The sequence below is a fragment of the Burkholderia sp. AU38729 genome (assembly GCF_020419725.1).
In the GTDB taxonomy this organism is placed as follows: Bacteria; Pseudomonadota; Gammaproteobacteria; order Burkholderiales; family Burkholderiaceae; genus Burkholderia.
The window spans coordinates 106,312-121,630 of the sequence record NZ_JAIZQO010000014.1 but is presented as its reverse complement, the minus strand read 5'-3'; the positions used below and the strand labels follow the sequence as shown (position 1 = coordinate 121,630).

The window sequence follows — 15,319 nt, the reverse complement described above, 5'->3', positions numbered from 1 at the left end:
CCGATTATTACGCTTCATATGAACGACACGATCCACGCGACCGACGCAGCACACGCGCCGCATTCGACGCAACAACACTCGATGCGGGCGCTAGCGATAGCAGCCATCGGCGTCGTGTTCGGCGACATCGGCACCAGCCCGCTGTATTCGCTCAAGGAGGCGTTCAGCCCCGCACACGGCATTCCGCTCACCGAAGGATCGATTCTCGGCGTGATCTCGCTGCTGTTCTGGGCAATCATCCTGGTGGTCGGCATCAAGTACCTGCTGTTCGTGATGCGCGCGGACAACAACGGCGAAGGCGGCGTGCTCGCGCTGATGGCGCTGTCGTTGCGGCCGCTCGACTCGAAGACCCGCGTCGCGGGCGCGCTGATGGCGCTCGGGATCTTCGGCGCGTGCATGTTCTACGGGGACGCGGTGATCACGCCGGCGATCTCGGTGATGTCGGCGGTCGAAGGTCTCGAAATCGCGACGCCACACCTGTCCCATCTCGTGCTGCCGATCACGATCGTGATCCTGATCGCGCTGTTCTGGATCCAGCGTCACGGGACCGCGCTGGTCGGCAAGCTGTTCGGCCCGATCATGGTGCTGTGGTTCGTCGTGATCGCAGCGCTCGGCGTTTACCACATCGTGCGCGTGCCGGGCATCATGGCCGCCATCAACCCGTATTACGCGGCGTCGTTCATGGCCGATCACCTGCTGCAGGCGTACGTCGTGCTCGGCTCGGTCGTGCTGGTGCTGACCGGCGCGGAAGCGCTCTACGCGGACATGGGGCACTTCGGCGCGAAGCCGATCCGCATCGCCGCCTACGGGCTCGTGATGCCGTCGCTCGTGCTGAACTACTTCGGCCAGGGCGCGTTGCTGATCCAGAACCCGAAGGCGATCGAGAACCCGTTCTTCCTGCTGGCGCCCGAATGGGGGCTGCTGCCGCTCGTCGTGCTGTCGACGGTCGCGACCGTGATCGCGTCGCAGGCAGTGATCTCGGGCGCGTATTCGCTGACGTCGCAGGCCATCCAGCTCGGCTACGTGCCGCGCATGAAGGTGCTGCACACGTCGGAACTCGCGATCGGCCAGATCTACGTGCCGGTCGTGAACTGGCTGCTGCTGTTCGTGATCCTCTGCATCGTCATCGGCTTCAAGAGCTCCGACAACCTCGCGGCCGCGTACGGTATCGCGGTGACGGCGACGATGGTGATCACGACCGTACTCGCCGCGGTCGTGATGGTGAAGGTGTGGAACTGGAACCGGCTGCTGGTCGGCGCGATCATCGCGGTGTTCCTCGCAGTCGACCTTGGCTTCTTCGGCGCGAACCTGCTGAAGGTCGCGCAGGGCGGCTGGTTGCCGCTCGGCATCGGCGCGCTGCTGTTCTTCCTGCTGATGACCTGGTACAAGGGGCGTCACATCGTCAAGGAGCGCACGGCGGCCGACGGTATCCCGCTCGAGCCGTTCCTGCAGGGGCTGCTCGCGCATCCGCCGCATCGCGTGTCGGGTACCGCGATCTACCTGACCGGCAACGACAAGCTCGTGCCCGTCAGCCTGCTGCACAACCTGAAGCACAACAAGGTGCTGCACGAGCGCACCATTTTCCTCACGTTCGTCACGCGCGACTTTCCTTACGTGCGCGACGACAAGCGTCAGTCCTCGCGTGATGCGGGCGGCGGGCTGTATATCGTCAAGGCCGAGTACGGCTTCAACGAGACGCCGGACGTGAAGGCCGTGCTCGAGGAATTCGGCCGCACGCACGACATGACGTTCGAGCTGATGGATACGTCGTTCTTCCTCGCGCGCGAAACGGTCGTGCCGACGCATCTGCCCGGGATGTCGATCTGGCGCGAGCGTGTGTTCGCATGGATGCACCAGAATGCCGCGAAGCCGACCGACTTCTTCTCGATTCCCGCAAACCGCGTGGTCGAGCTCGGGACGAAGATCGAGATCTGACACAAGGTGTGGCGCGCGGGCCGCGCGCCTGTTTGCTGTAGTCGTTAAAAAGCCCGCCTTTCGGCGGGCTTTTTTGTCTGTCGCGAAAGCTTGCGGGTGCTCAGCGCTTCAGCTTCGCGAACGCCGCGGCCATCGCGCCTGCCGGTTCCGGCTCGCGCGAACGTTGCGGGCGGGCCGCGCCGCGCGCCGCGCTGCCGCGATCCTGGCCGCCGCGCGACGACGTGCCGGGTGCCGCCGCGTCGTCGTCGAGGCGCATCGTCAGCGCAATGCGCTGGCGCTTCACGTCGACGTCGAGCACCTTCACCTTGACGACCTGGCCGGCCTTCACGACTTCGTGCGGATCCTTGATGAACTTGGTCGACATCGCGGATACGTGGACGAGGCCGTCCTGGTGGACGCCGATGTCCACGAACGCGCCGAACGCGGCGACGTTCGTCACGACGCCTTCGAGCGTCATGCCGGGCACGAGATCCGACACTTTCTCGACGCCTTCGCGGAACGTCGCGGTCTTGAATTCGGGGCGCGGATCGCGGCCCGGCTTCTCCAGTTCGGACAGGATGTCGCGCACGGTCGGCAGGCCGAAACGTTCGTCAACAAATTCCGTCGGGGACAGGCCCGACAGCGCTTCCCGGTTGCCGAGCACGTCGTCGATGCGCTTGCTGATCTTCGCGAGCATCCGCTCGACGACCGGATACGCTTCCGGGTGCACCGACGAGCGGTCGAGCGGATTCTCGCCGCCGTTGATGCGCAGGAAGCCCGCGGCCTGTTCGAAGGTCTTGTCACCGAGGCGCGGCACCTTGCGCAGGTGCTCGCGCGACGGGAACGGGCCGTTCGCATCGCGGTAGTCGACGATGTTGCGCGCGAGCGTCGCGTTCAGGCCCGATACGCGGGCGAGCAGCGGGGCCGACGCGGTGTTCGCGTCGACGCCGACCGCGTTCACGCAGTCCTCGACGACCGCGTCGAGCGAGCGGGCGAGTTCGCGCTGGTTCACGTCGTGCTGGTACTGGCCGACGCCGATGGCCTTCGGCTCGATCTTCACGAGCTCGGCGAGCGGATCCTGCAGGCGGCGTGCAATCGAGACGGCACCGCGCAGCGACACGTCGAGCTCCGGGAATTCCTTCGCGGCCAGCTCGGATGCCGAATAGACCGAAGCGCCGGCTTCGGACACGACGATCTTCTGCAGGCGCAGCTCCGGGTGCTTCGCGATCAGTTCGCCCGCGAGCTTGTCGGTTTCACGTGACGCCGTGCCGTTGCCGATGCTGATCAGCTCGGCCTGCGTCTGTGCGGCGATGCGTGCGAGTTTCGCGATCGAGCCATCCCAGTCGCGGCGCGGCTCGTGCGGGTAGATCGTGTCGGTCGCGAGCACCTTGCCGGTGCGGTCGACGACCGCGACCTTCACACCCGTGCGCAGGCCGGGGTCGAGACCGATCACGGCCTTCGGGCCGGCCGGCGCGGCCAGCAGCAGGTCGTTCAGGTTGCGCGCGAACACGCGGATCGCTTCCGTTTCGGCCGTTTCGCGCAATTGCGTGAGCAGCTCGTTTTCGATGTGCGGCTGCACCTTCACGCGCCAGCACCAGCGGCATACGTCGGACAGCCACTTGTCGGCCGGGCGGTTCTGGTTCGCGATGCCGAAATGGCGCGCGATCATCGCCTCGCCGGGATGCGGCACCTGCGCGTCGAGTTCTTCGCCGAGGCCGAGCTTGATCGTCAGCACGCCCGCGTTGCGGCCGCGGAACAGCGCGAGGGCGCGGTGCGACGGCACGGTCTTGATCGTTTCCGCGTAGTCGTAATAGTCGCGGAATTTCTCGCCTTCCTCGTTTTCCTTGCCCTCGACGACGGCCGACGACACGACGCCCTGGTTGTGCAGATAGTCGCGCAGCTTGCCGAGCAGCTCGGCCGTCTCGCCGAACTGCTCGGACAGGATGTCGCGCGCGCCGTCGAGCGCGGCCTTTACGTCGGCCACGCCCTTCTCGGCGTCGACGTACGCGGCTGCCTCGGCCTGCGGGTCGAGCAGCGGGTTCGCGAGGAGCGCCTGGGCAAGCGGCTCCAGGCCGGCTTCGCGGGCGATCTGCGCACGCGTGCGGCGCTTCGGCTTGTACGGCAGATAAAGGTCTTCGAGCACCTGCTTGCTGTCGGCCGCGTCAATCGCGGCGCGCAGTTCGTCGGTCAGCTTGCCCTGTTCGTCGATGCTCGACAGGATCGACGCACGGCGATCCTCGAGTTCGCGCAGATACAGGAGGCGTTCCTCGAGCTGGCGCAACTGCGTGTCGTCCAGGTTGCCGGTCACTTCCTTGCGGTACCGGGCAATGAACGGAACGGTCGAGCCTTCGTCGAGGAGTTGCACGGCCGCCGCGACCTGGCGCGGCTGGACGGACAGTTCGGTGGCGATGCGCTGTACGATCTTGAGTGCTACGGTTTCCGTCATGTCGTGGATGATCTGCCTGCTGAAATCGCGGCGGGGGCCGGCAGGCCCGAGGCGGCGGGCTGCGTGGCGGGCCCGACGGGCCGGATGCCGCGGGTGAGTGAAGCGGGGCATTTTGCCATAAATGGCGGAGCGCCCAGCCGGGGGTGATAGAATTTGACACATGTCCCGCAGCTTTCCTACGACGTTGCCAACTTCCCGAATTTCTCTCGTCGCGCTCGGCGCAGCGCTCGCCGCGGCTTTGTCTGCAGGGCCTTCCGGCGCGTTCGCGCAAGCGTCGGACGCCACCGCGCCGGCCGCCGCCGCGGCTGCGCCCGTGACGGCCACGGCCGCACCGGATTTCGACGCCCGTCAAAAAGTGCTCAATCAACGCTCCGCAGAAAACGATTATCGTTATGCGGTGGCCGAGCACGATTGCTACAGCAAGTTCTTCGTCAATCACTGTCTCGGCAAGGCGCGTGAACAGATGCGCGACGAGCGGGCGAGCATCCGCCAGGAGCAACTCGCGCTCAACGACGAGCAGCGGGCGGTGCATGCGCAGCAGCGCGACCAGCAGCAGGCGCTGAAGGCGGCGCAGAACGCGGCGGAAGCACCGCAGCGCGCGGCGAACGACGCGGCAAACGCGGCTGCGTTCCGCGACAAGCAGGAGCAGAATGCGCTGAAGCAGGCGCAGCGTGGTGCGGAAGGGCCACAGCGCGCGGCGAACAAGCAGGCATACGACCAGAAGCAGGGCGACTTCCAGCGCAAGCTCGACCAGGCGCACCAGCAGGCCGCGCAGAAGGCGCAGGAGCGGGCGGACAACGCCGCGCGCTACGAGCAGAAGCAGAAGGAAGCCGTGCAGCACAAGGCCGATGTCGAGCAGCGTCAGAAGGAAGCGGCCGAGAAGGCGCAGCAGAAGCAACAGCAGGGGCAGTAACGTGTTGGATTGATCGAGATCAGTCTCGGGCGCGCTGGCACGCCAGTCGGCGCGCTGCTTCGATGAGGAGGCAAGTATGCAAAACCGTCACACGGAACAGCAGCAGGAATTGCACAACCGTTTGGCTGCATTGCAGGAGCAGCACCAGCAGCTCGCTCGGGAGATCGAGCTGAAGGAAGGGCACTCCGACATCGACGACATCACGCTGCACCGGCTGAAGAAGGAAAAGCTGGCGGCCAAGGACAAAATCATTTTGCTGCAATCGCAGCTGGAACCGGATAAGCGCGCCTGAGCGCGGCCTGGCAAGCGCCGGCGCCGCCCGGGCGCTGGACACAGGAACGCTTGCCTTGAATTCACCGCTTGAAGCCACCCCCGATGCCCGGCGCGACGTGTCGCCCGCCGGGCGCGCTCGTGCGCCCGAAGGCACCTTTGAGCTGAGCCGCAAGCGCGTCGACGAACTCGACACGATCTTCGGCGAAGGCGGATTGCTGGCGCGTGCGCTCGACGGCTACCGGCCGCGACAGTCGCAGATCGAGATGGCGCGCGCCGTCGCGTCCGCGATGGAAGCGTCCGCGCGCCGGATGCCCGAACCCGAGATCTTCGAAACCCGCAAGCGGCCGGCGCGTCGCCTCGGCGACGGCGACAAGGCGGCCGAAACGGGCGCGGACGCCGCCGCGGCAGCCGAAGTCGACGGCGATGCCGGCGACAACACGCTGATCGTCGAGGCCGGTACGGGTACCGGCAAGACCTATGCGTACCTCGTGCCTGCGATGCTGTGGGGCGGCAAAGTGATCGTGTCGACCGGCACGAAACACCTGCAGGACCAATTGTTCGCGCGCGACATCCCGACCGTGCGCAACGCGCTGGCGGTGCCGGTGTCGGTCGCGATGCTGAAGGGCCGCGCCAACTACCTGTGCCACTACTACCTGCAGCGCACGGCCGACAACGGCCGGTTGCCGTCGCGGCAGGATACGGCGTATCTGCAGGAAATCGTCCGCTTCGCGAAGATCACGAAGAGCGGCGACAAGGCCGAGCTCGCGAGCGTGCCGGAAACGGCACCCGTGTGGTCGATGGTCACGTCGACGCGCGACAACTGCCTCGGCCAGGAATGCCCGCATTACAAGGATTGCTTCGTGATGCAGGCGCGGCGCGAGGCGCAGCAGGCCGACGTCGTCGTCGTCAACCACCACTTGTTCTTCGCGGACATCATGCTGCGCGATACGGGGATGGCCGAGCTGCTGCCGAACGCGAACACGGTCATCTTCGACGAAGCGCATCAGTTGCCGGAAACGGCGACGCTGTTCTTCGGCGAAACGCTGTCGACGACGCAGATTCTCGAGCTCGCCCGCGACACGGTGGCGGAAGGCCTGAGCCATGCACGCGACGCGGTCGAGTGGGTGAAGCTCGGCGGCGATCTCGAGCGCGCGGCGCGCGACTTGCGCCTGGCGTTCGCGAACGACCAGATCGTCCGCATGTCGCTCGCCCAGCTCGGCGACGATCACCCGATGTTCGGTGCGCTCGACGCGCTCGAGGCTGCGCTCGACGCGCTGGCGTCGGCGCTTGCCAGCCAGGCCGAACGGGCGGAATCGCTCGGCGCATGCCTGCGGCGCGCACGCGAGCTGCAGGACCTGCTGGCCGGCTGGGTCGCACCCGGCGCGACGGAAGCGGCGGCGAAGGCCGACGCAACGGCGGCCGGCGACAAGGCGGCCGCCGACGGCGATCCGAACGAGAAGGTGCGCTGGGTCGAAGTGTTCGCGCATACGGTCCAGCTGCACGAAACGCCGCTGTCGGTCGCGCCGATCTTTGCCAAGCAGCGCGCGGGCGTGCCGCGTGCCTGGGTGTTCACGTCGGCCACGCTGTCGGTGCGCGGCGACTTCACGCACTATGCGGCGCAAATGGGCCTCAGCTCGCGTCGCTCGATGACGCTCGCGAGCCCGTTCGATTACCAGTCGCAAGGGCTGCTGTACGTGCCGCGCAACCTGCCGCAACCGTCTTCGCCGGCGTTTACCGATGCCGTCTTCGATGCCGCGCTGCCGGCGATCGAGGCGTCCGGCGGCGGCGTGTTCATGCTGTGCACGACGCTGCGCGCGGTCGACCGGATCGCGTCGAAGCTGCGCGACGTGATCGAATCGCGCGGCTGGAACATGCCGCTGCTCGTGCAGGGCGATGCAAGCCGCACCGAACTGCTCGACCGTTTCCGGGCGTATGGCAACGCGATCCTGGTCGGCAGCCAGAGTTTCTGGGAAGGCGTCGACGTGCGCGGTGACGCGCTGTCGCTCGTCGTGATCGACAAGCTGCCGTTCGCGCCGCCGGACGATCCGGTGCTGGCCGCGCGGCTCGACGCGCTGACGAAGAAGGGGCTGAGCCCGTTCGCCGTGCACCAGTTGCCGCAGGCCGTGATCACGCTGAAGCAGGGCGCGGGCCGGCTGATTCGTGCGGAGACGGATCGCGGCGTGCTGATGATCTGCGACACGCGGCTCGTCGACAAGCCCTACGGGCGCCGGATCTGGCAGAGCCTGCCGCCGTTCAAGCGGACCCGCGAGATCGCGGTCGTCCAGGACTTCTTCGACGAGCACCGTTCGGCAAAGCGCACGTGACGGTGCGTGCGGCGATCGTCGCGCGATCGCACCGGCGCCGCCTGAGTGTGGCGCCCATAAAAAAACCCGGCTCGATGGCCGGGTTTTTTGTGCGTGCAGCGCGTGCCGCACGGTGCTGTCGTCAGAACTGCCACCACGACTTCTTCGCGCCGGGGCGCGAGTGGCCCGTGACGTACGGGCTGTCGGGGAACGTGCCGGCGAGCACGCGCTTCGTGTCCTCGGCGAGTTCCGGCTGGTTCAGCTTGCCGTACGACAGGATCATGATGTGCAGTGCGTCCTCGATCGCCGGGGCGCCCTTGTAGTCCTTGATCGCGAGCTGCGCACGGTTGATGGCCGCGACGTAGGCGCCGCGCCGGTAGTAGTAGTCGGCCGCGTGCACTTCGTGCGATGCGAGCGCGTTGACGATGTAGCGCATCCGCGCGGCGGCGTCGGGCGCGTACTTGCTCTTCGGGAAGCGGTCGACGACGACCTTGAACGCATCGTACGATTCGCGCAGTGCCTGCGGATCGCGCTCGCTCATGTCCTGGCCAGAGAAGCGGCCGAACAGGCCAAGATCGTCGTTGAAGTGGATCATCCCCTTCAGGTAGTACGCGTACGGGATATCCGGATGATCGGGGTGGAGCTGGATGAAGCGATCGACGGCCTGGTCGGCGGCGGCCGCTTCGTTATCCTTCCAGTTGCAGTATGCAACGTTGATCTGCGCCTGCTGCGCGAAATGGCCGAACGGATCGCGACCTTGCAGCGATTCGAAATATTTCGCGCACTTGCCCCAGTCGCCGCCGGACAGTGCGTCCTGGGCCTCTGAGTATAATTTGTTGTTCGACCAGGTAGCCGTCTCGTCCTGCTTCTGCGGCAAGCCGTGGCAGCCGGCGATGAGGGCCGCGGCCGCTACCGCCGCAGCCCGGGCGGCGACGGTTCTGGCCGTGCGTTTGGTCGAATTCATCATGCTCGCATGTCCTAGCTTCAAGTCTCGGTGACCCAGTCTAAATGACCCGTTCAAGTTCGCAGAATGCCCAGCCGGGCACACCAAATCGCGAAGATTATAGCCCAAGCGATCGGCCCGCCGACGCCGCCTCGGGGGATTCCCTCGATGACGATCTGACCGGCGACGCAATGCAGCCGCCCGTCGTGCCGTCCGCGGCGGTCGATGAAGCGCCGCGCATCGTCGAAGTGCCGATGTCGCTCGCGGGCGAACGCCTCGACAAGGCGCTCGCCCAACTGTTCCCCGAATTCTCGCGCAGCCGCCTGCAGAGCTGGATCGAGGCGAAGCGCGTGCTCGTCGACGGCGCGCCGGCGAAGATCCGCCAGCCGGTGCCGCTCGGCGCGAAGATCGAGCTCGTGCCCGATCTGCTCCCCGAGCAGCTCGCCTTTACGCCGGAGCCGGTGCCGCTCGACGTGATCTACGAGGACGACGCGCTCGTCGTCATCAACAAGCCGGCCGGCCTCGTCGTGCATCCGGCCGCCGGCAACTGGAGCGGCACGATCCTCAACGGGCTGCTGCATCGCTACGGCGACGCGGCGGCCGGCCTGCCGCGCGCGGGGATCGTCCACCGGCTCGACAAGGAAACGTCGGGCCTGATGGTGGTGGCGCGCACGCTGGCCGCGCAGACGGACCTCGTACGCCAGTTGCAGGCGCGCACGGTGAAGCGCCGCTATTTCGCGCTCGTGTGGGGCACGATGCCCGAGGAAGGCACGATCGACGCGCCTATCGGCCGCGATCCGCGCGAACGCACGCGCATGGCCGTCGTCACGGGCGCATCGGGCAAGCCCGCGCGCACGCATTTCCGCACGGTTGACACATGCCTGTGGCAACGTCAGCCGGTTTCAGCGATCCAGTGCGATCTCGAGACCGGTCGCACGCACCAGATCCGCGTGCACTGCGCGCACGCCGGGCATCCGCTGCTCGGCGATCCCGTGTACGGACGTGCGCGCGGCAAGCGCTCGGTCACGCCGCTGCCGGACGGGTTCGCGCGACAGGCGCTGCATGCGTGGCGGCTCGGCCTCGTGCATCCGGTCACGGGCAAGGCGATGCAGTGGCGTTGCCCGCTGCCGGACGACCTGAACACACTCGTCGCGGCGCTCGGCTTCGGGCAGGGCGACGAGGAATTCGACGACGATGACGGTGTCTACGAGGATGACGATTTCGGCGGCGAGTATCACGACGACGAGCCGGACCTGGACGATGAGGAGGAGTGAGTGCCGATGACGAACCTGGCGCCGTTGACGTGGCAGGACTGCATACAGCCCGACTGGCAGGTGTCGCCGCGCGTGCGCGCGCTGATCACGACGCGCGACGGCGGGGTGAGCGAAGGCCCGTACGGGCGTTGGCAGCGCGGAGACGCGCTGCCGGGCGGGATGAATCTCGGTCTGCATACCGGTGACGACCCGGCCCATGTGGCAGGGAATCGCGTACGCTTGCTGGCGCTGGCAGGCCAGTCGAGCGCTGCGTGGCTCGAGCAGGTTCACGGCGCGAAGATCGTGCGTGCGGACGAGGTGATCGCGACGGCGCCGGTCCAGGCCGACGCGAGCGTCACCGACCGGGCGCGTGCCGTCTGTGTCGTGATGGTCGCGGATTGCCTGCCCGTGTTGCTGTGCGACACGCAGGGCCGCGCCGTCGGCGCCGCCCATGCGGGCTGGCGCGGGCTGGCGGCCGGCATCGTCGAGCAGACCGCGGCGCGTGTCGCGGCACTCGCGGGCGGTGCGACGGACACGCTTCATGCATACCTCGGGCCGGCGATCGGCCCGCGGGCGTTCGAGGTCGGCGCTGACGTGCGTGACGCGTTTCTCGACACGGCCCCGCAGTCGGAGCATGATGAAACCCGGCTTGCGTTCGTCGCGATCGATGGCGCGCCCGGCAAGTTTCTCGCCGATCTTTATGCGCTCGCGCGCCTGCGTCTCGCGCGTGCTGGCGTTGCGCACGTGAGCGGTGGGACGGCCTGCACGGTCACCGAACAGACACGGTTCTATTCGTACCGGCGCGATCGCGTGACGGGCCGCATGGCAGCTGCGATCTGGCTGGCCGATTGACGGCATGCGCATGCGCGTGGAGTTTATTGCGCCGCAAAATCGGGTTATCTCGATATTTCGGCCGCGATGCCGCGCTGCATGCGCGATTGAATGAAAAATCCCGAAGTCAAGTCAACCAAAATGTTTTATGTTTCGCCGGAACCCTTGTCCCGTCTGTTGTGCGAGGATTATCTCCGTACGGAAATGTTCAGTGGTTTGACATGGCGCTTCACATGGGGAAAACGATAATGATAAAAATACCGCACTGCGGCAGAATCTGGAGACGCCTCTCCAGAGCATGACGGCCCGGCTCGCAGCCGGCATGCCGCGCGCGAGCAGGATTTCACGATAGACGCTCACGAATCACCGGTAAGGCAGGTAATGACAGCATCGAAAAAATCGTCGACGTCCGCTCAGGCGGGCACTTCCCCGGGCAGCATTGGTTTCGATCCGGCCGCCCAGCCGATGCAGCAGATGTTCGAGTCGTGGTTGAACGCGTGGCGCGGTTTTGCGGATCCGGCACGCGCCGCGACTGCGTCGGCCACCGTGAATCCGTTCGCCACATTCCAGTTTCCGACATCGTTCCCGTTCCAGATGCCGTCGATGCCCGATTTCGGCGCGATGGCGTCGCCGTTCGCCGGGTTGAAGCTGCCGGCCGCCGCGATTCCGCCCGAGCGGCTGCAGGCGTTGCAGGCCGACTACGCGCGCGATTGCATGGCGCTGATGCAGCAGGCGGCCGCGGCGAAGCTGGAGTCGCCCGAGCTGAAGGACCGCCGTTTCAGCGGCGATGCGTGGAAGGCGTCGCCGGCGCATGCGTTCGCGGCGGCCTGGTATCTGCTCAACGCGCGCTATCTGCAGGAACTGGCCGACGCACTGCAGACCGATCCGAAGACGCGCGAGCGCATTCGTTTCACGGTCCAGCAATGGACGGCCGCAGCCGCGCCGAGCAACTTCCTCGCACTCAATCCCGACGCGCAGAAATCGATCCTCGAAACGCAGGGCGAAAGCCTGCGGCAAGGGATGATGAACCTGCTCGGCGACATGCAGCGCGGCAAGATTTCGCAGACCGACGAATCGCAGTTCGTGGTCGGCAAGAACCTCGGGTGTACTGAAGGCGCGGTCGTCTACGAGAACGACCTGATCCAGCTGATCCAGTACACGCCGAAGACGGACAAGGTGTTCGAGCGGCCGCTGCTGATCGTGCCGCCTTGCATCAACAAGTTCTACATCCTCGACCTGCAGCCCGAGAATTCGCTCGTCGCGCATGCGCTGTCGAACGGCCATCAGGTGTTCCTCGTGTCGTGGCGCAACGCGGACGCATCGGTCGCGCACAAGACGTGGGACGACTACATGAACGAAGGGCTGCTCGCGGCGATCGACGCCGTGCAGCAGGTGAGCGGCCGCGAGCAGATCAACACGCTCGGCTTCTGCGTCGGCGGCACGATGCTCGCGACCGCGCTCGCGGTGCTTGCCGCGCGCGGCGAACATCCGGCCGCGTCGATGACGCTGCTCACCGCGATGCTCGACTTCACCGACACCGGCATTCTCGACGTGTTCGTCGACGAGGCGCACGTGCAGATGCGCGAGCAGACCATCGGCGGCAAGAACGGCGCGCAGCCGGGGCTGATGCGCGGCGTCGAATTCGCGAACACGTTCTCGTTCCTGCGGCCGAACGACCTCGTGTGGAACTACGTCGTCGACAACTACCTGAAGGGCCGCACGCCGGCGCCGTTCGACCTGCTGTACTGGAACAGCGATTCGACGAGCCTGCCGGGCCCGATGTACGCGTGGTACCTGCGCAATACCTATCTCGAGAACAAGTTGCGCGAACCGGGCGCGCTGACCGTGTGCGGCGAATCGGTGGACCTGACGCTGATCGACGTGCCGACCTTCATCTACGGTTCGCGCGAGGATCACATCGTGCCGTGGCAGACGGCCTATGCGTCGACGTCGATCCTGTCGGGCCCGCTGAAGTTCGTGCTCGGCGCGTCGGGGCACATCGCGGGCGTGATCAATCCGCCGGCGAAGAAGAAGCGCAGCTACTGGGTCAACGACAGCGACCTGCCCGAATCGGCGGACGACTGGTTCGCCAGTGCAACCGAGCACCCGGGAAGCTGGTGGACGACCTGGGTCGAATGGCTCGACCAGTACGGCGGCCGCAAGGTGGAGCCGCCTGCCCAGCCCGGTACCGCGCAGTTCCCGGTGATCGAGCCGGCGCCGGGCCGCTACGTATTGCAGCGCGATTGACGAAAACCGGACAGCGGCGCAGGCTGTCCGGTGCACCGCAGTTTTTTTAACAGGGCCGGTAGCGATGCGCCGTGTCGTGCGGGCCTGGAGGAAAGGGAAATGACGGACGTAGTGATCGTATCGGCCGCGCGGACCGCGGTCGGCAAATTCGGCGGTTCGCTTGCGAAGATTGCGGCGCCCGAGCTGGGCGCGACGGTGATCCGCGCGGTGCTGGAGCGTGCGGGCGTGAAGCCCGAGCAGGTCAGCGAAGTGATCATGGGCCAGGTGCTGACGGCCGGTTCCGGGCAGAACCCGGCGCGGCAGTCGCTGATCAAGGCCGGGCTGCCGACGGCAGTGCCGGGGATGACGATCAACAAGGTGTGCGGCTCGGGCCTGAAGGCCGTGATGCTGGCGGCGAACGCGATCGTCGCGGGCGACGCGGAGATCGTGATCGCAGGCGGCCAGGAGAACATGAGCGCGTCGCCGCACGTGCTGCCGGGCTCGCGCGACGGGTTCCGGATGGGGGATGCGAAGCTGGTCGACACGATGATCGTCGACGGCCTGTGGGACGTGTACAACCAGTACCACATGGGCATCACGGCGGAGAACGTCGCGAAGGAATACGGGATCACGCGCGAAGAGCAGGACGCGTTCGCGGCGCTGTCGCAGAACAAGGCGGAAGCCGCGCAGAAGGCCGGCCGCTTCGACGACGAGATCGTGCCGGTGGCGATTCCGCAACGCAAGGGCGAGCCGCTGCAGTTCGCCACCGATGAATTCGTGCGTCACGGCGTGACGGCGGAATCGCTGGCCGGGCTGAAGCCGGCGTTCTCGAAGGACGGCTCGGTGACGGCGGCGAACGCGTCGGGGCTGAACGACGGCGCGGCGGCGGTGCTGGTGATGTCGGCGCAGAAGGCGGCGGCGCTGGGCCTGACGCCGCTGGCGCGGATCAAGGCGTACGCGAACGCGGGCGTGGATCCGAGCGTGATGGGGATGGGCCCGGTGCCGGCATCGCGCCGGTGTCTGGAGCGCGCGGGCTGGACGCCGGGCGATCTGGACCTGATGGAGATCAACGAGGCATTCGCGGCGCAGGCGCTGGCGGTGCACAAGCAGATGGGCTGGGACACGTCGAAGGTGAACGTGAACGGCGGGGCGATCGCGATCGGGCACCCGATCGGCGCGTCGGGGTGCCGGATCCTGGTGACGCTGCTGCACGAGATGGCCAGGCGCGATGCGAAGCGCGGGCTGGCGTCGCTGTGCATCGGCGGCGGGATGGGGGTCGCGCTCGCGGTCGAGCGTCCGTAAGCGGCCCTCCGTAAGCGGCTGTCCGTCAGCGGTCATTCGCCACAAGCGAACCGAATTCGTGTGCCGGCCGATTGCGGCTTCGGTCGGCGTCACGTGAAGTCAGAGGGGGCCTCCGGCAGCTCTCGAAACCAAAAAATGGAGTGAGATTTATGTCTCAGCGAATTGCGTACGTAACGGGCGGGATGGGCGGCATCGGCACCAGCATCTGCCAGCGCCTGTCGAAAGACGGCTTCAAGGTGGTCGCAGGTTGCGGCCCGAACTCGCCGCGCCGGGTGAAATGGCTCGAGGAGCAGAAGGCGCTCGGGTACGATTTCATCGCGTCGGAAGGCAACGTCGGCGACTGGGACTCGACCAAGGAAGCGTTCGACAAGGTCAAGGCCGAAGTCGGCGAGATCGACGTGCTGGTCAACAACGCGGGCATCACGCGCGATGTCGTGTTCCGCAAGATGACGCACGAAGACTGGACCGCCGTGATCGACACCAACCTGACGAGCCTGTTCAACGTGACGAAGCAGGTGATCGACGGGATGGTCGAACGCGGCTGGGGCCGGATCATCAACATTTCGTCGGTGAACGGCCAGAAAGGGCAGTTCGGCCAGACCAACTACTCGACCGCGAAGGCCGGTATCCACGGCTTCACGATGTCGCTCGCCCAGGAAGTCGCGACGAAGGGCGTGACGGTCAACACCGTGTCGCCGGGCTACATCGGCACCGACATGGTGAAGGCGATTCGCCCGGACGTGCTCGAGAAGATCGTCGCGACGATCCCGGTGCGGCGTCTCGGCGGGCCGGAGGAAATCGGTTCGATCGTCGCGTGGCTCGCGTCGAACGATTCCGGTTTCGCGACGGGCGCAGACTTCTCGCTGAACGGCGGCCTGCACATGGGCTGAGCGTCCGCGCTGCGCGGGCCGGGTG

Annotated in this window: 11 protein-coding genes; 9 read left to right on the top strand and 2 right to left on the bottom strand. The window is 66.6% G+C overall.

Annotation, left to right across the window (positions count from 1 at the left end; genetic code table 11):
- Positions 1–18: 18 nt before the first annotated feature.
- Positions 19–1,935, top strand: coding sequence for a potassium transporter Kup (locus tag LGM56_RS31225; protein ID WP_069248096.1), 1,917 nt, complete (start codon positions 19–21; stop codon positions 1,933–1,935).
- A 100-nt stretch (positions 1,936–2,035) separates the two neighbouring features.
- Here the strand turns inward: LGM56_RS31225 and LGM56_RS31220 are convergent, their stop codons facing one another.
- On the bottom strand, positions 2,036–4,360 hold the full coding sequence (locus LGM56_RS31220; protein ID WP_226207693.1) for a Tex family protein: 2,325 nt from the start codon (positions 4,358–4,360) through the stop codon (positions 2,036–2,038).
- A gap of 160 nt (positions 4,361–4,520) precedes the next feature.
- On the opposite strand from LGM56_RS31220, the gene LGM56_RS31215 reads away from it, so the two are divergent.
- The 3 genes from LGM56_RS31215 (at position 4,521) to LGM56_RS31205 (ending at position 7,870) form a co-directional block, all read left to right on the top strand.
- Positions 4,521–5,273 carry a hypothetical protein gene (locus tag LGM56_RS31215; protein ID WP_089494980.1) on the top strand — a complete coding sequence of 251 codons (753 nt, stop codon included), beginning with the start codon at positions 4,521–4,523 and terminating at the stop codon, positions 5,271–5,273.
- A 76-nt stretch (positions 5,274–5,349) separates the two neighbouring features.
- The gene (locus tag LGM56_RS31210; RefSeq protein WP_006478692.1) at positions 5,350–5,565 is read left to right on the top strand and encodes a YdcH family protein; all 216 of its coding nucleotides are present in this window, start codon (positions 5,350–5,352) and stop codon (positions 5,563–5,565) included.
- Between the two features lie 55 nt (positions 5,566–5,620).
- Complete coding sequence (locus LGM56_RS31205) at positions 5,621–7,870, top strand: ATP-dependent DNA helicase (protein ID WP_226207692.1); 2,250 nt, start codon at positions 5,621–5,623, stop codon at positions 7,868–7,870.
- A 121-nt stretch (positions 7,871–7,991) separates the two neighbouring features.
- On the opposite strand, the gene LGM56_RS31200 is transcribed toward LGM56_RS31205, so the two are convergent.
- Entirely contained in the window at positions 7,992–8,816 is an 825-nt protein-coding gene (locus tag LGM56_RS31200; RefSeq protein WP_011549700.1) for an outer membrane protein assembly factor BamD, read from the bottom strand.
- 41 nt (positions 8,817–8,857) lie between these two features.
- Between LGM56_RS31200 and LGM56_RS31195 the strand changes: the two genes are divergently transcribed.
- The 5 genes from LGM56_RS31195 to LGM56_RS31175 all read left to right on the top strand — a co-directional run bounded on the left by LGM56_RS31195 (position 8,858) and on the right by LGM56_RS31175 (position 15,294).
- Positions 8,858–10,066, top strand: coding sequence for an RluA family pseudouridine synthase (locus LGM56_RS31195; RefSeq protein ID WP_226207691.1), 1,209 nt, complete (start codon positions 8,858–8,860; stop codon positions 10,064–10,066).
- A gap of 6 nt (positions 10,067–10,072) precedes the next feature.
- On the top strand, positions 10,073–10,897 hold the full coding sequence (gene pgeF, locus LGM56_RS31190; protein WP_226207690.1) for a peptidoglycan editing factor PgeF: 825 nt from the start codon (positions 10,073–10,075) through the stop codon (positions 10,895–10,897).
- A gap of 360 nt (positions 10,898–11,257) precedes the next feature.
- Positions 11,258–13,123 (top strand): PHA/PHB synthase family protein, encoded by a 1,866-nt coding sequence (locus tag LGM56_RS31185; RefSeq protein ID WP_089494978.1) that lies wholly within the window; start codon positions 11,258–11,260, stop codon positions 13,121–13,123.
- Between the two features lie 99 nt (positions 13,124–13,222).
- The gene (locus LGM56_RS31180; protein ID WP_226207689.1) at positions 13,223–14,404 is read left to right on the top strand and encodes an acetyl-CoA C-acetyltransferase; all 1,182 of its coding nucleotides are present in this window, start codon (positions 13,223–13,225) and stop codon (positions 14,402–14,404) included.
- Positions 14,405–14,553: 149 nt separating this feature from the next.
- A complete protein-coding gene (locus LGM56_RS31175; RefSeq protein ID WP_027784565.1) occupies positions 14,554–15,294 on the top strand; it encodes a 3-ketoacyl-ACP reductase in 741 nt (246 codons plus the stop codon).
- Positions 15,295–15,319 lie beyond the last annotated feature (25 nt).